Genomic DNA, 19,617 nt, shown 5'->3' on the forward strand with positions numbered 1-19,617 from the left:
CGGGGGCCCCCCCCCCCCGGCCGGGGCCCCCCCCCGCCCCCCGCCCCCGGGGCGCCGGGCGGGCCCGCCCCCCCCCCCGGGGGGCCCCCCGGGCCGCGCCCCCGGACGGCGCCCGCGGCGTGCCGCAGGGCCACCCCGAGGCCCCGGAGGCGGACCCCGACGCCGAGGACCCGGAGCCTGACGCCGACGGCCCGGAGCCCGGCGACGGGGACGAGGAGGAGCCCCGCCCGCAGGCCGAGGGCGACGCCGGCCCGGCGCCGGACCTGCTCCGCCAGTACCTGCGCGAGATCGGCCGGGTCCGCCTGCTCACCGCCGCCGAGGAGGTGGAGCTGGCCCGCCGGGTCGAGGCCGGCCTGTTCGCCGAGGAGCGGCTGAACGGCGACCCCCCGCCGTCCGACCCGCCGGCCCGCGAACTGGACACCCTGGTGGTGCGCGGCCGGATCGCCAAACGCCGGCTGATCGAGGCGAACCTGCGGCTCGTGGTGTCCGTCGCCAAACGCTACGTCGGCCGCGGACTGACCCTGCTGGACCTGATCCAGGAGGGCAACCTGGGCCTGATCCGGGCGGTGGAGAAGTTCGACTACGCCCGCGGCTACAAGTTCTCCACGTACGCGACCTGGTGGATCCGGCAGGCGATGAGCCGGGCGCTGGCCGACCAGGCCCGGACGATCCGGGTGCCGGTGCACGTGGTCGAGCTGATCAACCGGGTGATCCGGGTGCAGCGCGCCCTGCTGCAGGAGCGCGGGCTGGAACCGACCCCGGCCGGGATCGCCGCCGCCCTGGAGCTGACCGAGGAGCGGGTGCGTGAGCTGCTCCGGCTGGCCCAGGAGCCGATCTCGCTGCACACCCCGGTCGGCGAGGAGGACGACGTCGCGCTCGGCGACCTGATCGAGGACGCCGACGCCGCCTCACCCGCGGAGTCCGCCACCTTCCTGCTGCTGCGCCAGCACCTGGACGCCGTCCTGGCCACCCTGGGCGAGCGGGAGCGCCAGGTCGTCCAGCTCCGCTACGGGCTGGACGACGGCCGCCCGCGCACGCTGGAGGAGATCGGCACGGTGTTCGGCGTGACCCGGGAGCGGATCCGCCAGATCGAGTCGAAGACGCTGATCAAGCTCCGCGACCACGCCTTCGCGGCGCAGCTGCGCGGGTATCTCGACTGAGCGGCCCGCCGGTCCCCGGCCGGGACCAGCTGGGGACCCTAGGACCGGCCTGGGGAGGGCTGCGCGGTGGCGGGCTGTGTGTCGGTCGGCTGTGCCGGGGAGGGCGGGTCGGTGGCCGCCGCGTCCGGGCCGGTGCCCGGGGGCGGCGAGGCGGGGCCGATCGGGATCGGGGTGGAGGCCACCACGGCGGCCAGGCCGGAGACGGGCGAGGTGCAGACGTGCCCGGCCGGCTGGTACCCGCAGACCTGGAAGGTGACGGCCGGGTCGGCGGCGTCCAGCATCGACGAGTAGTTGTCGTAGCCCCAGTGGATGAGCGCCGTCTCGCTCTGGCCGGAGTCGTCGGTGATGGTCGCGTAGTCGTTCGGCTCGCCCTCGGTGATCGCCGCCCAGGCCGCCTGGCAGGTCTGGCTGTACCGGAGGTAGACGACGACCTTGCCGATGACGTCGGTCTGCAGGGTCCGGGCGTCCTTGCCGCAGCCGGTGGCCTTGGGGTCCTTGTGCGCGCAGCCGACGGCCTGGCAGACGGGAGCGCCCGGGACGGGCTTGGCCGCGGTGGCGGTCGGGACGGGCTCGGCGACGGTCTGGGGCTGCTCCTGGTGCCGGGTGGCCCGCAGGCCGACCAGCACCAGCAGGGACACCAGCAGGGCGGCGCCGGTCAGCAGCGTCGCCGGGCGCCGCCACCACGTCACGGGTGCCGTCACGGCGCCGCCGGGCTCGCCGGGTGCGACGGTCACATCGGGTACATCGGGTACATCGGGGGCCGCCTGCGCGGCGGGCTCCTCCGGGGCGCCGGGCTCGCCGTCCTCCTCGGGCCCCGCCACGGCCTGCTCCCGCAGCGCCCGCAGGGCCGGCCCGTCGCAGTCCACCGCCCTGGTCAGCGCCTCCAGTGCCTGCCCGGTGATGACCCGCTTGCCGTTCAGCCAGCGCTCCCAGGAGGCCCGGCTGTAGTGCGTCCGGGCGGCGAGCTCGGACAGCGAGAGTCCGGCGGCGTCCTTGATGGCCCGGAGCTCCTCGGCCAGGAGCCGGGCGGGTCCGGACAGCTCTTCGGGCAGGTTCTTCCAGGCGGAACCCATGGGGCCTTCCAACGATGCGAGACGGGAACGGGGGGACGGGGAGAGCGGAACGGGCTCCGGCCCGGGCCGTTCGGGTGTCTCCGCTTCTCCAAACTCACCGGTCCGGCGTCCCAAACCCCAGGTCATGGCGCTGAGACGGACGGAAGTGTCTCACAACCCCCGGGAACGCTCGCATGTGCACGTGTCCGTCGTGCACAGTTCTCTGGTCGGCGCGGTTCGCCGCCCGACGGCGTCGTTCGGACGCGGACCGGTCACCGGTCCCCGCTCCGGCAGCACGTCCCGATTCCCCCACCGGCCGGGGCAGCCTCGCGGGGGGAGGCTGCCCCGGTTCGTCCGGGACGCACGGTGGGGAAGGCGCTTCGCAGCGCCCTCCCCACCGTGATCACGCCCCGCCGTGTTCACGCCCCGGCGGATCCAGGACCTAGTGGTGGAAGCCCGACCGGGCCGGCACCCCGAGTTCCTTGAGCGGGCCGGGTTGGCGCCGCAGCTCCGGCAGCAGCCGGGAGAGGTCGGCCAGCAGCAGGTCGGCGAGGTCCAGCGAGAAGCCGTTGCGGCAGACCACCCGGAGCACCGACAGGTCCGTCCGGTTCTCGGGGAACGTGTACGCGGGCACCTGCCAGCCGCGCTCGCGCAGCCGCCGCGAGACGTCGAACACGTCGAACGGCTCGTCGTCGGCGGTGGTGAAGGCGAAGACCGGCAACTGGTCGCCGCGGGTCAGCAGCCGGAAGCCGCCCATGTGCTCGATCGCCCCGGACAGGTGGGTGGCGACCTCGCGGCAGGCGCCCTGGACGGCCCGGAGGCCGTCCCGGCCGAGCCGCAGGAAGATGTAGTACTGCGCGACGACCTCGGCGCCGGGGCGGGAGAAGTTGAGCGCGAAGGTCGGCATCTCGCCGCCGAGGTAGTTGACCCGGAAGACCAGTTCCTCCGGCAGTGCCTCCTGGTCGCGCCACAGGGCCCAGCCGACGCCGGGGTAGACCAGGCCGTACTTGTGCCCGGAGCTGTTGATCGAGGCGACCCGGGGGAGCCGGAAGTCCCAGACCACCTCGGGGTCGAGGAAGGGCGCCACCATGCCGCCGGAGGCGCCGTCCACGTGCACCGGGACGTCGAGGCCGGTGCGCTGCTGGAGGTCGTCCAGGGCCGCGCAGATCTCCGCGATCGGCTCGTAGGAGCCGTCGAAGGTGGAACCGAGGATGCCGACCACGCCGATGGTGTCCTCGTCGCACAGCGCGACCGCGTGCTCGGCGTCGAGGTGGAAGCGCCCGCCCTCCATGGGCGCGGTGCGGGCCTCGACCTCCCAGAAGGTGCAGAACTTCTCCCAGCACACCTGCACGTTGACGCCCATCACCAGGTTGGGCCGGGCCCCGGCCGCGTAGCGCTCGGCGTTGCGGTGCATCCAGCGGCGCTTGAGCGCCATGCCGGCCAGCATGCAGGCCTCGCTGGAGCCGGTGGTGGAGCAGCCGACCGTGGCGTCCGGGTCGGGGGCGTGCCAGAGGTCGGCGAGGATCGCCACGCAGCGCCGCTCCAGTTCGGCGGTCTGCGGGTACTCGTCCTTGTCGATCATGTTCTTGTCCAGGCACTCGGTCATCAGCCGGGCGGCCTGCGCCTCCATCGAGGTGGTGACGAAGGTCGCCAGGTTGAGCCGGGCGTTGCCGTCCAGCATCAGCTCGTCGTGGATCAGCTGGTACGCGGTGTCGGCCGTGACGGGCCCCTCGCCGAGCCGGTGCAGCGGCGGTGCCAGCTTCATCGAGCCCAGCGGGTCGGCGGCGCCCACGAGCGGCCCGATGCTCAGCCGGCGGTCGTTGCGGGCCCCCTTGTGCAGCGCCATGGAGTCCTGCCGCCCTTCATGTCGGTGGCCGTGTCCCGTCCCACGCTGCCACCGGCCGCCGGGTGACGCATCTTCACCGGCCGGGGTCGGGGTCGGGGTCGGGCGCTGCCGTCCCCGGCCGGTGAGGCCGCCGCGGGCCGCCTCCAGGCCGCCGCAGTCGGGTTCAGGCCGCCGTCTCCGGGTGGACCTGTTCGCGGGCGGCGCGGTACTGCTGGCGCACTGCCGAGCCGATCGCCAGGTCCTGCTCCCCGTCCGGCTCGACGGTCTCGGCGTCCGGCAGCTCCCACTCCGGCGGCTCCGGGGTGCCGGCCAGCGCCCAGGCGGCCTGCCGGGCGGCCCCGCGGGCGGCGTGGGCGCCCGGCGGCGGCACCACGACCGGGACGCCGAACAGCGGCGGGGCGATGTGCCGGACGGCGGGCAGCCGCCCGGCCGCGCCGAGCAGGAACACCCGCCGCACCGCGACGCCCTGGGCGCGCAGCACGTCGAGGGCGTCCGCGATGTTGCACAGCATGCCCTCGACGGCGGCCCGGGCCAGGTGCTGCGGCGTCATCGACTCGGCCCGCAGGCCGGTCAGGGTGCCGGCCGCGTGCGGGAGGGCCGGCGTCCGCTCGCCGTCCAGGTAGGGGAGGAGCACCAGCCCGTACGCGCCGGGGGAGGAGTGCAGGGCGAGGTCGCTCAGGCCGTCCAGGTCCCGGCCGAGCATGGCGGCGGTGGCGCGGAGCACCTGGGCGGCGTTGAGGGTGGCGACCATCGGGAGGTGACGGCCGGCGGCGTCGGCGAAGGAGGAGATCAGCCCGGTGGCGTCCACCACGGCCTGGTCGTGCACGGCGAAGATCGTTCCGGCGCTGCCGAGCGAGACCACCGCGTCGCCGGGGCGCAGCCCGAGGCCGAGCGCGGCGGCCATGTTGTCGCCGGTGCCGGCCGAGATCAGCAGGCCTTCGGGGGTGTGCCCGGCGGGTTCGGCGGGGCCGAGCACCTCGGGCAGCCGCAGCTCGTGGCCGAGTGCCAGCTCGACCAGGTCCTGGCGGTACTCGCCGGTGATCGGGGACCAGTAGCCGGTGCCGGAGGCGTCGCCCCGGTCGGTGGTGCGGCGCCTGGGGTGGCCGAGGAGCTGCCAGACCAGCCAGTCGTGCGGCAGCAGGACCTCGGCCACCCGGCGGGCGTTGGCCGGCTCGAACTCGGCCAGCCAGCGCAGCTTGGCGATGGTGTAGGTCGGGCTGGGGACGGCGCCGATCGCGGCGGTCCAGGCGGCCGGGCCGCCGAGCGCGTCCAGCAGCTTGGCGGCGGCGCCGCTGGAGCGCGGGTCGTTCCAGAGGATCGCCGGCCGGACCAGCACGCCGCCCGCGTCCAGGCCGATCATGCCGTGCTGCTGTGCGCTGACGCCGATGGCCCGGACGCCCTCCAGCAGGCCGCCGGCGGCGGCGTCGCCGAGCGAGTGCAGCCAGAGCTGCGGGTCGGTCTCGCCGGGGCGGGTGTCCGGGTCCTCGGGGACGGGGTGCGGCGCCTTGCCGGAGCGCAGGACGGCGCCGGTGTCGGCGTCGCACGCGACGATCCGGGTGCGGTTGGTCGAGCTGTCTATCCCCGCGACGATGGCCATGTCGAGATCATGCCTCAGCCCGGCCCGGGACGCGTCCGGGCCGGGTGAGGTGTTGCCCGTTCGGGACCGGACGCAGGGCCCTGGTACACCCTGGCGTCACCGTCCCGTCACGGGCGGAAGGTACCCCAGCCGTCGTCCTCGGCCCGGGAACGGTTGAAGTACGGCACCCGGTCGGTGACGGCGTTCGGCAGCCGGTCGCCGACCTTGTCCGCGACGGCGCCGGCGGCCTTCCCGGCGACCGCGCCGGCCTGCTGCCTGGCTCGGTCGGCCGCGCCCTGCACCGTGGGGTTCTGGGCGATCTTCCGGGTGACCTTCGTGATCTGGTCGTAGCGCCGGCGCCCGGCCCGGGAGCCCAGGACGTAGCCGGCCGCGAACCCCGCGGCCAACGACAGCTTCCACATGATCGGATCCACCCTCTCCTGGCGGCCTTCTGCCGCATTGCCCTACCCGTCCGTCGGGACGGCGAACCGTCCGTGCCCCCCAGCATCCCCGGGGGCCGTGCCGGGCGCGCGCCGGGCACGCCGGGCGGGAGCCCGGGGGCCGTCCGGGGGGCGGTCCGGCGAAAGCGATTGGCGGACCACCCCCCCGAGTGCGCTAATGTATGTCCCGCAGCGAGCGCCGAGGAGCCCGGGGAACCGGGGGCCGAGGCGGAAGCCGATCCCCCATAGCTCAATTGGCAGAGCAGCCGACTGTTAATCGGCAGGTTATTGGTTCGAGTCCAATTGGGGGAGCTCGGGAGAGGTCTTGCAAGAGGCCTCCTCCCGTCCGTGGTACGGAAGTTCGGTACCGCGATCCCGCATAGCTCAATTGGCAGAGCAGCCGGCTGTTAACCGGCAGGTTTTTGGTTCGAGTCCAAATGCGGGAGCTTCATCGGGTCCGCCCGGTGACTGCTCAGAGCGAAGGCCCCTCGGATGACCGGGGGGCCTTCGTGTTGTCTTCGTCACGTCGCGCCGTTCGTCACCTCGCGACGGCCGGGCGGCTCGGGTGGTCGCCTCTGGGGCTCAGACGGTCGCCGCCCGGGTTCGGGTGGTCGCCTCCCGGGCTCAGGCGGTCGCTTCCCGGTAGAGCGCGGAGACCCGCTGGTCGAAGGTGACGCTGTAGGAGGTGCCGGCCGTCTCGCCGCCCTCCTGGTAGCCGCCGATCACGCCGACGACCGTGCCGCTGTCCGTCACCCACGGGCTGCCGCTGGTGCCGTCGGTGTAGCCGTCGCAGTCGAAGCGCTCCTGGGTCGGGCTCTGCGAGCGGGTCCTGGCCGCGCAGGTGATCGGCTCGTCGCGCTCGTTCGGGTAGCCGGTCACCGAGACGGCCAGCCCGAAGCCCTGGCCGGTGGCGATCGGGTTGCCGCCGACGGCGTCCTCGACCTGCTTGCCGCCGACCGTGCCCACGGTGACGAAGGCCACGTCGTACTCGGGGTCGTCGTCGTCCGCCCAGCGCGGGTCGACGGTGATCGACTTCACCGGCCAACTGCCGTGCGGGATGAAGCCGTTGCGGTAGCCGGGGGTGAACACCAGGCCGTCCAGCAGGCCGATCCGGCGGTTCTGCACGCAGTGCGCCGCGGTGACCAGCAGGTTGTGCCTGGGGCTGCGGACGACGCTCGCCGTGCAGGCCCGGGGGCCCTGCGCCGTCCGGACCGAGAGGGTGCCGATCCGGTCGCGGGTGCTGCTCTGCTGCGCGACCTCGGCGGCGGGCGCCTGGTCCTGCTCGCCGCCGTCGCACGCGGTTCCGGCGGTGAGCAGCAGGGCCGCCAGCGCGACCGTCCGTGCGGCGCGCGGGGGCCGTGCCGGGCGGGGGGCCATCGGGGCTCCGTCTCGTTCCTCGGGGCGGGCACCGGGTTCGTGCGTTCCGCCGTTCGAGAGGAAGATCTATCAGGCCGTGCCCGGCGGCGCCACTGCCGCCCCTCCGGTCAGCCGGTGGCCCGGTCGTAGAGCGCCTGGACGCGGTCGCCGAAGTAGCTGCTGTACGAGGTGTCCGGGCTGTCGCCGCCCTGCTGGTAGCCGCCGATCACGCCGACCACGGTGCCGGTCCTGGTGCTCGGGTCGAAGTCGGTCACCCAGGGGCTGCCGCTGGTGCCGCCGGTGTAGTCGGGGCAGTCGATCCGCAGCTGGGTGGAGCTCTGCTCGGTGGTGTTGTTGGCGCAGGTGATCGGGACGTCGCTGGTGCCGGGGTAGCCGGTGATCCGCACGGGCAGCTGGTAGCCGAGGCCGACGCCCAGCTTGTTGGCGCCGAGCACCTGCTGCACCTGTTGCCCGTTCTGGGCCTGGACGACCGCGAAGGCGACGTCCACGTCCGGGTCGGCGTGGTCCTTCCAGCCGTCGTCGACGGTGACGGCGATCAGCGGCCAGACGCCGCTGGGGGTGTCGCCGTTGCGGTAGCCGGGGACGAAGACGAGGTCGCTGCGCTGGCCGAGTTGGGGGTCCCAGACGCAGTGCGCGGCGGTGACGATGAGGTTGAGCCCGGCGCTGTCGACGACGCTGGCGGTGCAGAAGTGGTCGCCGTCCGCGTTGCGGGTGAAGACGGCGCCGACCAGGCCGTTGAGCACGGTGGGCCTGGCGGTGCGGGTGACCCCGGTGTGCCTGGCGACGGCGCCCCTGAGTCGCTGCCGGCTCCAGCCGTGGCCGCCGCCGGAGGCCGAGGCGGATCCGGAGGGGCGGGTGGAGGGGGTGGCCGGAGCCGAGCTGACCGTCGGCGCGCCCCCGCCGGGCCCGGCCGAGGTGGTGCAGCCCGCCGCGGCCAGCAGCACCGCGAGCGCCCCGGCGGCGGCTCCCGTCCCACGTGTCGTCATCCGTCCAGGCTGCCCGTGGGGCCGTCCGGGCGCCACCCGAACTGCGCAACCAGGACAGGCGCACGCCTGTGCGCACCCGTGCGCGCCCCCGGCGCGCACCACGGGTGATCGACCGGCTATGCTGCCCGGGACGTCCTTTCGGGGCCGTCTGCTGCTGCCGTGGTCGACGACCGGCGCACGCGGCGAACCGGGGCGGTAGCTCAGCCGGTTAGAGCAGGGGACTCATAATCCCTTGGTCGTGGGTTCGAGTCCCACCCGCCCCACCTCAGCCACTGATCGATCGTTGGATCGATCATCAGACAAAACAGTGGCTTGATCTGGCAGAACGGCTCCAGTTCCGGTCGGAACTGTAGAGCATCGGCCAGCCGCTCAGGGCTCGGCGCGCCGGGATTCACCCGCCAGTGGACACGGCTAGGGGTTCGCCCCCGGGCTGTCGGCAGCGTCCCGGCCGAGTGGTGCCGCCCGTCCACCGGGCGCAGCCAAGCCGCGCCGTTGCCCGCCTGTGGAGGGGGCTGTGATGGATGGGCGCGATCAGGACCGTCTTGAGTTTCCGTCGGGGGAGCCGGCCGGCTCCAGGTCCGGGCGTGGACTCTCAGGTGAACCTCGAATCCATGGAATTCCTTTATTTATGAGCGCCATCCTGAAATCTGGCAGTATGTCTGATTCTTCGATCCGAGAGGGCTTCCGACCAGTGGGTCTTAGCCGGTCGAGGGTGGTTCGACTATTGCCCGAAAATCGCCCGTCGGTCATAGATTCAAGCGGAATCTTTGCATCCGAACCGGTGGTCCGGAGTTCCTCCCGCAGGGGCGGGGGTTGCCCATCCGGCGCGTGATAGGGTCCTGAATTCGTGACCCGGCGCATACCAGGCCGGGCCGGCTTGGGGGGAATCCAGGTGGCCCGGTGTCGTCGGGTCGCCATCGCAATTCGGGCGCGCCGGCGAGGGACGCATGCGTGAAGGTGTGCAGTCGCCAACCCGTGCCAGGGGCTGTCGGCGCGACTTGTGCTTTCTTCACACACCATGCCCGGACTCACCGGACCATCGGTTCTGAGGATTCCGGGTCTTCTGACCGGGGGGATGAGAAGAACCGTGTACTTTCGCGTTCTCGGAGCACTTGCAGTGGAGACGGACGGTGGGACGCCGCGCACCCCGCGGGCGTTGAAGCTCCGGGCCTTGCTGGCGCTGTTGTGCCTGAACGACGGCCGCCCACTGTCCGCGCCGCAGCTCATCGACGCCCTATGGTCGGGGACGCCGCCGCGCACCGCGTCCACCGCCCTGCAGGTGTACGTCTCCCGGCTCCGCAAGCATCTGGTGGGTGCGGGCTTCGACGTGTCCGGGCTGCTGACCAGGCCGCCCGGCTACATGATGGAACTCGCCCCGCTCACCCTGGACCTGCACAGCTTCGAATCGCTGTGCCTGCGTGCCGGGGAGCTGCGGGCGGCGGGCCGGCTGGAGGAGGCCTCGCTGCTGCTCTCCCAGGCGCTCGGGCTGTGGACCGGCCCGGCACTGGCGGACCTGTCCACGGTTCCGGCACTGCAGAGCCTGGGTCACCAGCTGGACGAGAAGCGGTCGGCCGCGCTGGAGGAGCGGGCCGAGACGGAACTGCTCCTGGGACGGCACAAGCCGCTGGTCGGCGAGCTCTACGGGTTGATCGACGAACAGCCGATGCGGGAGACCTTCCACGGTCTTCTCATGCTTGCGCTGTACCGCAGTGGCCGACCGGCCGAAGCCCTCATGATCTACAACCGCATCCGGCGCGTCCTCATCGACGAGATCGGCATCGAACCGGGCCCCAGGTTGAGGCAGTTGCAGCAGTCGGTCTTGGCGCGGGACGCCGGCCTCGAAGAGCACACACTCGCCCACCTCGCCTGCTGAACGGGCTAGCCGCATCCCTATGACTCGTCCGGTCCCGCGACGCGCTCCGCTCGGGGGGCCGGGCGAGTCGTGCCGGCTTCCGCCCCCGCGATCCCCTGCCGCAGCGGCTTGCGGCCCCACCGGGGCCGGCCGAGGGTGATGAAGGCCTCCGCCTGCATCGCCGCGAGACCGATCCGCGGCAGATCGCGGGTGTGCGGGAAGACCAGGAAGCGCGGCACCCACTCCGGCTGGAACTTCGCGTTGAACTTGTACAGCGACTCGATCTGGAACCAGCGCGAGAGCAGTACGAGCAGCCCTCGCCAGGCCCGCAACACCGGTCCCGCGCCGAGCCGTTCTCCCCGGGCCAGGGCTGAGCGGAACATTGCGAAGTTGAGCGAGACCCGGCGTATCCCGAGTGCAGGCGCCGCCTGCAGAACGGCGACGATCAGCAGCTCGTTGAGGCCGGGGTCGGCGGCGCGGTCCCGGCGCATCAATTCCAGCGAGATTCCGTCGGGGCCCCAGGGCACGAAGTGCAGTACGGCTGCGAGGTCGTCGGCATCCGGCTTCCCGCCCGCCTCGCCCGATTCGGCGTCCGGGGACTGGTGTGCGGTGACCACCACGCAGCCGGTGTCCTCCACGTCGCCGAAGCGGCCGAGGGCGGTGGAGAAACCTCGCTCGATGTCGGTGCCGCGCCAGCGGGCCGCTGCGGCCGCGATCCGCGCCCGCTCCGCGTCGTCGAGATCGCAGACCCGGCGGACCTTGCAGGAGTAGCCGTTGCGCTCGACGCGTTTGACCATCTGGCGCACATTGCGCATGACCCGACCGCTCAGTGAGAAGTCGGCCGTGTGCACAACCGCTTCATCACCCAACTCCAGAGCGTCCAGTCCCGCTTCGCGCGTCCACACCTCGCCGCCGGTTTCGCCGCACCCGATCACGGCGGGCACCCAGGCGTGCCGCCTGGCCTCGTCCATGAACGCTTTGATCGCTCCGGGCCAGGCCTCGACGTCGCCGATGGGGTCGCCGGAGGCGAGCATCACACCGGACTCGACGCGGTAGGCGATGGCGGCCTTGCCGGTCGGCGAGAGCAGGACGCTCTTGTCACGCCGCAGCGCGAAGTACCCCAGCGAGTCGCGCGCCCCGTGCCGTTCGAGCAGCTCACGTACCCGGGCCTCGTCGTCCGCGGAGAGCTCCGCCAGCGGTTTCTCGGGCCGCAGGAACAGGTAGGAAGTGGTCAGCAGGGTGATCAGACCGAGCGCGCCGAGTGAGTAGCCGACCAGGTCCGCGACCCGGTCCGAGGTGTAACGCACCGGCCCCTCGACTCCGACGAGCCCGTACGCGGTGTGCTGCAGCCGCTCCTCCAGTGAGGGCGAGCCGGCCTCGTAATCCGGGTGCACATTGGTGATCAGCAGCCCCAGTGCGAGGGAGACGCCGCCCACCGTGATGAAGCTCAGCAGTGCTCGCCAACGGGTGCGCGGGTCGGACAGCGCGTAGAACTCCCGCCGGTACAGCAGCATCACCAGGAGCAGCGCGAACGACACCACACCGGTGGCGGTGGTGTGCCACCGCAGGAGGTGCAGCAGCCCACCCACCGGGAGCAGCACGACCACCGCCCGCCAGGCCCGCCGCTTGCGGCGGCGCAGCGCGTGCGCCAGCAGTACGAGCAGCACGCCGACCATCAGCGAGCCGACCGCGGTCACCGTGGTGGTGCCACCGGGCAGTTGACCGGCCAGCAGGCGCACCCGACTGTGGCGGAAGCCGGGGAAGACGGCGGCCGCGAGGTCGATCAGCCCGATCAACAGGCAGGCGTACGCGGCGAGGGCGGGGACGCGCGGCCGGGACGCTGGGGTGGCCAGGTTGCGAAGGGTGTGCGCTGCCGGGCGACGACTCGTGGCCGGACCCGGGCGGGGAGGCGCTGGATTGTTCATAGAGCGCGAATCTAAAGCCGGATCAGAGGATTTCAGTCATCCTGAAGAATGAGATCCGGCGGGATTAAGGGGCGCTTTAGTGGAGTGAAATGCAAGTGGCGTGCATGTGGAGGTTTAGCGCCCGCGTCTAGCATTCTTCTCGCAGTGGAGTCAGGCGGAGCCGGTTTGTCCGGTCGGGATCGCGATGATGCGATTTGCTTCCCGTTGCTTCCCGGCTTTTCCGTGTGTCCTCCACATTCCGTCCTTGTGTTCGGCGGGAATCCGCCGGCCGGTGCGCACCATGAGGAGTGTGAGAGAAGTGTCAGGGTCCGGATCCGGCGATATGCGCCTTCCCGTGTCAACGGCCCAGCGTGAGATGTGGCTGGCCGAACAGGTCGATCCGACCGCTCCACAACAACGCGTCGGTGAGTACCTGGAACTCCACGGGGCCATCGACCGGCGGGTCTTCGAAACGGCGATGCGGCAGGCCGTCGCGGAGGCCGTCCCGATGCACGCCCTGTTCGTCGAGGAGGACGGTGAGCCCCGGCAGTGCGTGACCCCCTTCTCCGACTGGGAGTTTCCGGTCCTCGACGTCTGTGGCGAACCGGACCCCGAGGCCGCCGCGCTGGCCTGGATGCGGGCCGACCTGTCCCGCCGGATGGACCTTTCCCGAGGGCCGCTCTTCTCCTACGCGCTGCTCAGCCTGGGGCCGGATCGCAGCTTCTGGTACCTCAGCGCCCACCACGCGGTCGCGGACGGGCACACGGGAGCCCTGATCGCCCAACGGGTGTCCGAGCTCTACGCCGCCATGACCGCAGGACTCCCCCAGCCGGCCAGCCGGTTCGGGGCCATCCGGGAGATGCTGGCGGACGACGCGGACTACCAGGCCTCCGACCGGGGCGCGGTGGACCGGGCGTACTGGACGACCCGGTTCGCGGACGGACCGGAAGTCGCCACCCTCGCCTCCCAACCGCCGGGCGGGCCCGCCGCGCAGGGGCAGACCAGTCACACCGGCAGCCTCTCCGTAGCCGAGACCGAGCAGCTCAAGGCCGCCGCCCGCTCGGCCCGCACCCACTGGTCCGTGCTGGTGATCGCCGCCGCGGCCGCCCAGGTCCACCGGCTCGCCGGCGCACAGGACGTCATCCTGAGCCTGCCGATGGCCGCCCGCACCGATGCCGCGGCGCGCACCACTCCGGGGATGTACTCCAACGCCCTGCCCCTGCGCGTCACGGTCCGCCCGGACCTCACGCTGCACGAGCTCATCCGTGAAGTCGCCGGTGGATTCCGGGAGATGATCCGACATCAGCGTCACCGGGGTGAGCGCCTGGGGCGCGACCTCGGCCTGCCGGACACGGGGCGCTACCGGACCGGTCCCATGGTCAACATCATGGCCTTCGACTACGACCTGCACTTCGCCGGTCGGCCCGCCATTGCCCACCACCTGACCCAGGGGATCGTCGAGGACCTGTCGTTCACGGCCTTCGACCGTTCGGACGGCCTGGGGCTGCGCATCGATCTGGTCGCCAACTCGGCCCGCTACGAAGCCGACGAGCTGGCCGCACACCACGCGCGCTTCCTGCGTTTCCTGCGTGCCTTCAGCACGGACCGGGACATGCGGGTCGGCTCCGTCGATCTGCTCACCGAGGGTGAGCGGATCCGGTTGCTCACCGAGCTCGGCGGCCCCGAGCACGAGTACCCGGAAGCCGGCCTCCCGGAGCTGTTCGCCCGGCAGGCCGAGGACACCCCGTACCTGCCGGCCGTAGTCTCGGCGGAGACCACGCTGACCTACCGGGAGCTGGATACCGCCTCGAACCGGCTCGCCCGGCTCCTCATCTCGCGGGGTGTCGGGCCCGAGCGGATCGTCGCCGTCGCATTGCCCCGTTCGGCCCTGCTCGCCGTTGCCGTCCTCGCCGTCCTCAAAGCGGGCGGCTGCTATCTCCCCGTTGATCCCGAATATCCTGCCGAGAGGCTGTCGTTCATGCTGAGCGACACCGTGCCCGCCGTCGTGCTGACCACTGTGGACACGGCCCGGCGGCTGCCGCACACGGACGCCCCCCGGCTGATCCTCGACGACTCCGGCACCCTGGGCGAGCTGGATCAGTTGGCCGGCACGGAGATCGACGACGAGCAGCGGCTGGGCCGGCTCGACCCGGCGCATCCCGTGTACGTCATCTACACCTCTGGCACCACCGGCCGGCCCAAGGGCGTGGTGATGCCCGGGCGGGCGATGGTCAACCTCCTGTCGTGGCACGACGAGGCCTTCCCCTCGGCCGCCGGGGCCAGGGTCGCCCAGTTCACCGCGCTCAGTTTCGACGTGTCCGTGCAGGAGATCCTGTCCGCGGTGCTGTTCGGCAAGACCCTGGTGGTGCCGGCCGACGAGGTCCGGCGCGACCCCAAGCTGCTCGCCGCCTGGCTTGACGCGGAGCGCGTGAACGAGCTCTTCGCCCCCAACCTCGTCTTGGAGGCGCTGTGCGAGGCGGCCCTCGACCAGGGGTGGAGCATCCCGTCGCTGCGGGTCCTGGCGCAGGGCGGTGAGGCGCTCACCCCGAGCCGCCAGGTACGCGAGTTCGTGCGGAGCCGCGCCGGGCGTCGGCTGCACAATCACTACGGCCCGAGCGAGACCCACCTGGTGACGGCCCACACCCTGGCGGCGGACGTCGACGCGTGGCCGCCCGCCGCCCCGATCGGTCGGCCGATTCCCAACATCAGGGCGTACGTCCTGGACGCCGGCCTGGGCCTGACTCCGGAGGGGGTGCGCGGAGAGCTGTACCTCGCCGGGGCCGGGGTGGCCCGGGGCTACCTGAACCGCCCCGGACTCACCGCCGTACGGTTCGTCGCCGACCCGTACGGGCCGCCGGGAAGCCGGATGTACCGGACCGGGGACGTGGCCCGCTGGCTGCCCGACGGGCAGCTGGAGTACCACGGTCGGTCCGACGACCAGATCAAGATCCGTGGATTCCGGATCGAGCCCGGAGAGATCAGGTCGGCCCTCGCCGCCTGCCCCGGTATCGTCCACGCCGAGGTGGTGGCCCACGAGGTCAGGCCCGGGGACCGGCGGCTCGTCGGATACGTCGTACCGCAGACGCAGGGGTGCGACACGGCCGCGGTGCGCGAGTTCGTCCGGGCGAGGTTGCCGGCCCACCTGGTGCCCTCGGCCGTCGTCGAGCTGGCGGAGCTTCCGCTCACGCCGAACGGAAAGCTGGACCGCCGGGCGCTGCCCGAGCCCCGGCTCACCGGCGGCGCACCGGCCCGCGAACCGGCCACCGAGCAGGAGCGGGTCCTGTGCGGCCTCTTCGCCCAGGTACTGGAGGTGCCCGCGGTCGGTGTCGACGAGAACTTCTTCGACCTCGGCGGGCACTCCCTCCTCGCCGCCCGCCTCGTCGCGCGGATCAGGGCCGCGCTCGGCACGCCGCTGGAAGTGCACGCCCTGTTCGAGTCCCCGAGCCCGGCCGGGCTCGCACGGCGGATCGCGGACCCGTCGTCCGGCGCCGCGCCGCAGTCCTTGTTGCCGTTGCGCGCGGAGGGCTCCCGGCCTCCGCTGTTCTGCGTCCACCCGGCTGCCGGAATGGGCTGGCCGTACGCGGGGCTCCTGCCGCACCTCGGCCCCGACCAGCCCGTGTACGCGCTCCAGGCGCGGCGCGGCCCCGGTGAGACGCCGGGCTTCCCGGCCACCGTCGAGGACATGGCCGCCGACTACGTGGCACAGATCCGTGCGGTGCGCCCCGAGGGCCCCTACCGGATACTCGGCTGGTCCTTCGGCGGGCTGGTGGCCCACGCCATGGCCACCCTCCTGGAGCGCGAGGGCGAGGTGGTCGACCTGCTCGTGATGGTGGACTCCTATCCCGTGGACGACCGGCTCCGGGCCGACATGCCCAGTTTCAGCGAGGACGAGTTCGACCGCACCCTGCTCCAGTCGGTCGGCGACGACGATTCCCTCCTCGGGGACGACCGGGCCCGGGCCGCGCTCCGCGACGTCTACCGCAACGACCTCGACCTGATGGCCGGGTTCAGGCCCGGCAGATTCGACGGCGGATTGCTGTTCTTCCGAGCCGCGGAGTCCGACCCCGGCGACCCGTACGAACCGGGCCGCAGCACCGCGGCGGCCTGGGCGGGCCACATCGGCGGCTCGGTCGAATCCCACGACGTGCCGGCCACCCACCACCGCATGATGAGGCCGTCGGCCCTGGCGGAGATCGGGCCGGTCCTCGCCGCGCGGCTGCGGCCCGCGGACGCGTAACGGCCCCGCCCCGAGGCGACGGCCCCACCAACCCCGGCGCACCCGCGCCCCGAGGACCAGGAGGTCCACCGCATGACAACCACCCCGACCCACCCCGAGCACCCTGGCGTCGACGCTGCGCTGGCAGACGTACGGTCGCTGGCCCGCCGCGGCATCGAGGGCCGGACGGACTATCACGGCCCCCGGCTCCTGCGCAGGCTCGTGGAGGGCAGGCAGGGCGGCCCGTACGAGCACTTCGAGGTACGTCCGTCGGGACCGCTGATCGGCGCCGAGATCCACGGCATCGACCTGCGCACCCCGGTGAGCGACGAGGTGTTCGGCGAGCTGGACCGGGCCCTGCTCGAATGGAAGGTGCTGTTCTTCCGCGATCAGGACCTCACCGCTGAGCAGCAGCGAGCCTTCGCGTCCCGATGGGGCGCGATCGAGGGGCACCCGTTCCTGCCGGCGGGTACCGGCGAGGACGTCGTGCGACTGGAGAAGGGCAAGCAGAACCCCGGCTTCGAGAACGTCTGGCACTACGACTTCCCGTGGATCGAGCGCCCCCCGCTCGGCGCCGTCCTGCGCATGGTGGAACTGCCCGAAGGGGGCGGCGGCGACACCCTGTTCACGGATGCGGCCGCCGCGTACGACAACCTCCCGGACGAGGTGAAGGCGCGCATCGACGGGCTGAAGACGGTCAACGACTTCACCCCGTCGGCCAACTACCGCGAGTTGATGACCGACGAGCAGCGGGCGCACTTCCAGGGGGTCTACCCGCCGGTGGAACACCCGCTGGTGCGCACCCACCCGAAGACCGGGCGCAAGACACTGTTCCTGACGTCGATCTTCACCACCCACATCGCGGGCCTGCCGGCCGACGAGAGCGAGGAGCTGCTGGCCTACCTCTTCCGCCAGCTGGAGTACCCCGAATACCAGGTGCGCTTCCGCTGGGAGGCGAAGTCCATCGCCTTCTGGGACAACCGGGCCGTGCAGCACTACGCCACCTCGGACTACCACCCGAACCGCCGGGTTGTGGACCGGACCGCGATCGCCGGCGACCGGCCGTTCTGACCTGAGCACTCGGCCTGGCACGCCCCGCACCCGCCACTCACGTCATACGGAGGAACATCCATGCATCTCAGCGAAGAACAGATCACCCGGTACCACGAGGACGGATTCCTCCTCGTCGAGTCCGTGCTGGACGACCGGGAGGTGGAACGGCTTCGGGCCGCGTTCCAGCGCGACTGCCGTGTCCACGGTCCGCAGGTGATCAGGGAGGAGTCCCGGGACGAGGTGCGCGCGGTGTACGCGTCGCACCACCGGCAGCCCGAGTACGCCGGGCTGATCCGGGACCCCCGGATGCTCGCGCCGGTGCGGCAACTGCTCACGGACGACGTGTACGTGTACCAGCTCAAGATCAACGCCAAGCCGGCGTTCGGCGGCGAGAAGTGGTCCTGGCACCAGGACTACGTCGCCTGGCGCCTCGCCGACCGGTTGCCCGCCCCGCTTCAGGTCAACGTCGGTGTCTTCCTCGACGCCGTCGACGAGTTCAACGGCCCCATGATCTTCGTGTCCGGGTCGCACCGCCACGGCCCGGTGCGCGGCAGCCGTACGGCCGAGGCCAAGTCCGCCCAGCACCTGGACCCGGAGGACATCGCGCTGACTCCTGACCAGCTCTCCACCCTGGTCGCCGAGCGTGGCATGGTCAGCCCCAAGGGCCCGGCCGGCTCCATCGTCTTCTTCTCGCCCGAGATCGTGCACGGCTCCGCACCCAACATGTCACCCTTCCCACGCCGACTGCTCATCGCCACCTACAACGACACCGCCAACCTGCCGAGCTGGACCGGTGAGCCGCGCCCCGACTACGTCGTGTGCCGGGACACCGGGCCCCTGCGCATCCTCGACGCCCCTTTCCTCGATGTCCTCGAAGGGGTGTCGGCGTGATGCGCGGGAAAGCCGTCGTCCTGGAGGAGTTCGGCCGGCCGCTCGCGCTGCGGGAGTACGAGGTCCCGTCGGCCCCGGCCGGGGGGATGCTCGTGGCCTGCCGCCACGGCGGTATCTGCGGCACCGACCTCCACCTCCAGCAGGGCCATCTGCCGATCCCCACCCCGTTGGTCCTCGGCCACGAAGGCCTCGGCACCGTCCACGAGCTCGGTCCAGGCGCCCCCGAACACGATGCCACGGGAACCGCACTGCAAACCGGCGACACCGTGATGTGGGCCTCCTCGATCGCCTGCGGCTCCTGCGTCCCGTGTCGGCTGCACCGTGAGCCGACCCTGTGCGAGAACCGCCGCACCTACGGGGTCAACCGCTCCACCACCGACGGCCCCGAGCTCTCGGGCGCCTGGGCCGAGTTCATCGTGCTGCAGGCCGGCACCACCGTCGTGAAGCTGGACGACGGCATCGACCCGCTCGCCGCCATGTCCCTGGCCTGCGCGGGGCCGACCGTCGTGCACGCCCTCCACGAGCGCAGGCCGGTGCGCCTCGGCGAGACGGTCGTGGTCCAGGGCAGCGGCCCGGTGGGCCTCGCGGCCGCCGCGTTCGCCCGGCTTGCCGGGGCTGCCAAGGTCATTCTGGTGGGCGGTCCGGACAGCCGACTGGCCCTCGCGGCCGCCGCAGGCATCGGCGACGTGCACCTCGACATCACCGCGCCCGGCGACGCCGAGGCAGTCCTGGACCGGGTCCGCGCGGAAACCGGAGGAACCGGGGCCGACCTCGTGATCGAGTGTGTGGGCGTGCCCGCGGCGGTCGCGCAGGGCCTCACCCTCGCCCGCCGGGGCGGCTCCTACCTGGTCATCGGCCAGTACACGGACGCAGGTGACACCCTGCTCAACCCGCACCAGATCGTGTACCGGCAGCTCGATGTCGTCGGATCCTGGGCGTTCACCGGCGCGCACCTCGTCGAGTACGTACGCCTGCTGCCCGCCCTCACGGCCCGCTTCGACCTGGGCAGCCTGGTGTCGTCCTACCCGCTGCACGACCACGGGGCCGCGCTCGCGGCCGTGGCGGACGGTTCGGTGATGAAGGCGGTCCTCACGAACCGGTAGGCGTGTGCGAGGTGGTACGCGTGCGGAGCCGGCGCGCGGGGGGGGGCGGGTCCGGGGCCCCCCGCCGAGCGGCCCCCACGCCCCGGTCGATCAGCGCGTGCGCGAGCCGGTTGGCCCGGGCGTTCAGCTCGCCGTACGTCAGCACGGCCTCGCCGCACACC

13 protein-coding genes and 3 tRNA genes are annotated in these 19,617 nt (G+C 72.4%); 9 read left to right on the forward strand and 7 right to left on the reverse strand.

The genetic code is table 11. The features are described 5' to 3' along the window. On the forward strand, positions 1–1,160 hold a 1,160-nt coding region (locus ACFV6I_RS02940), incomplete at its 5' end, for an RNA polymerase sigma factor (RefSeq protein WP_380423381.1). Positions 1,161–1,198: 38 nt separating this feature from the next. Here ACFV6I_RS02940 and ACFV6I_RS02945 read toward each other — a convergent pair. From ACFV6I_RS02945 to ACFV6I_RS02960, 4 genes are all read right to left on the reverse strand, one after another. After that, positions 1,199–2,233, reverse strand: a complete 1,035-nt coding sequence (locus tag ACFV6I_RS02945) for a DUF2690 domain-containing protein (RefSeq protein WP_380423382.1) — start codon at positions 2,231–2,233, stop codon at positions 1,199–1,201. Between the two features lie 421 nt (positions 2,234–2,654). Next, a complete protein-coding gene (locus ACFV6I_RS02950) occupies positions 2,655–4,058 on the reverse strand; it encodes a glutamate decarboxylase (protein ID WP_380423383.1) in 1,404 nt (467 codons plus the stop codon). A 163-nt stretch (positions 4,059–4,221) separates the two neighbouring features. Further along, positions 4,222–5,655: an FGGY family carbohydrate kinase gene (locus ACFV6I_RS02955; RefSeq protein WP_380423384.1), complete on the reverse strand. Its 1,434-nt coding sequence runs from the start codon at positions 5,653–5,655 to the stop codon at positions 4,222–4,224. 107 nt (positions 5,656–5,762) lie between these two features. Next, entirely contained in the window at positions 5,763–6,068 is a 306-nt protein-coding gene (locus tag ACFV6I_RS02960) for a hypothetical protein (protein ID WP_380340974.1), read from the reverse strand. A 245-nt stretch (positions 6,069–6,313) separates the two neighbouring features. Between ACFV6I_RS02960 and ACFV6I_RS02965 the strand changes: the two genes are divergently transcribed. Both ACFV6I_RS02965 and ACFV6I_RS02970 read left to right on the forward strand, forming a co-directional pair. Next, a tRNA-Asn gene (locus tag ACFV6I_RS02965) sits at positions 6,314–6,386 on the forward strand. Positions 6,387–6,447: 61 nt separating this feature from the next. After that, positions 6,448–6,520: transfer RNA gene (locus tag ACFV6I_RS02970), tRNA-Asn, on the forward strand. 178 nt (positions 6,521–6,698) lie between these two features. Here ACFV6I_RS02970 and ACFV6I_RS02975 read toward each other — a convergent pair. Together ACFV6I_RS02975 and ACFV6I_RS02980 are read right to left on the reverse strand one after the other, a co-directional pair. Beyond that, positions 6,699–7,451 carry a trypsin-like serine peptidase gene (locus ACFV6I_RS02975; RefSeq protein WP_380423385.1) on the reverse strand — a complete coding sequence of 251 codons (753 nt, stop codon included), beginning with the start codon at positions 7,449–7,451 and terminating at the stop codon, positions 6,699–6,701. A gap of 107 nt (positions 7,452–7,558) precedes the next feature. Then, positions 7,559–8,437 carry a trypsin-like serine peptidase gene (locus ACFV6I_RS02980; RefSeq protein ID WP_380423386.1) on the reverse strand — a complete coding sequence of 293 codons (879 nt, stop codon included), beginning with the start codon at positions 8,435–8,437 and terminating at the stop codon, positions 7,559–7,561. A gap of 189 nt (positions 8,438–8,626) precedes the next feature. Here ACFV6I_RS02980 and ACFV6I_RS02985 point away from each other — a divergent pair. Next, a tRNA-Ile gene (locus tag ACFV6I_RS02985) sits at positions 8,627–8,700 on the forward strand. A 908-nt stretch (positions 8,701–9,608) separates the two neighbouring features. Next, positions 9,609–10,310: a BTAD domain-containing putative transcriptional regulator gene (locus ACFV6I_RS02990; protein WP_380340980.1), complete on the forward strand. Its 702-nt coding sequence runs from the start codon at positions 9,609–9,611 to the stop codon at positions 10,308–10,310. Between the two features lie 17 nt (positions 10,311–10,327). Here the strand turns inward: ACFV6I_RS02990 and ACFV6I_RS02995 are convergent, their stop codons facing one another. Then, a complete protein-coding gene (locus ACFV6I_RS02995; protein WP_380423387.1) occupies positions 10,328–12,214 on the reverse strand; it encodes a phosphatidylglycerol lysyltransferase domain-containing protein in 1,887 nt (628 codons plus the stop codon). 334 nt (positions 12,215–12,548) lie between these two features. On the opposite strand from ACFV6I_RS02995, the gene ACFV6I_RS03000 reads away from it, so the two are divergent. The 4 genes from ACFV6I_RS03000 to ACFV6I_RS03015 all read left to right on the forward strand — a co-directional run bounded on the left by ACFV6I_RS03000 (position 12,549) and on the right by ACFV6I_RS03015 (position 19,456). Further along, positions 12,549–16,430, forward strand: a complete 3,882-nt coding sequence (locus ACFV6I_RS03000) for an amino acid adenylation domain-containing protein (RefSeq protein ID WP_380423388.1) — start codon at positions 12,549–12,551, stop codon at positions 16,428–16,430. 72 nt (positions 16,431–16,502) lie between these two features. Further along, complete coding sequence (locus ACFV6I_RS03005) at positions 16,503–17,480, forward strand: TauD/TfdA dioxygenase family protein (protein WP_380423389.1); 978 nt, start codon at positions 16,503–16,505, stop codon at positions 17,478–17,480. Between the two features lie 60 nt (positions 17,481–17,540). Next, positions 17,541–18,353: a phytanoyl-CoA dioxygenase family protein gene (locus ACFV6I_RS03010; protein WP_380423390.1), complete on the forward strand. Its 813-nt coding sequence runs from the start codon at positions 17,541–17,543 to the stop codon at positions 18,351–18,353. Next, positions 18,353–19,456, forward strand: coding sequence for a zinc-binding dehydrogenase (locus tag ACFV6I_RS03015; RefSeq protein WP_380423391.1), 1,104 nt, complete (start codon positions 18,353–18,355; stop codon positions 19,454–19,456). Before ACFV6I_RS03010 ends, ACFV6I_RS03015 begins: the two co-directional genes overlap by 1 nt. Positions 19,457–19,617: the final 161 nt, after the last annotated feature.

The sequence above is a fragment of the Kitasatospora sp. NPDC059803 genome, assembly GCF_042732255.1.
GTDB lineage: Bacteria > Actinomycetota > Actinomycetes > Streptomycetales > Streptomycetaceae > Kitasatospora.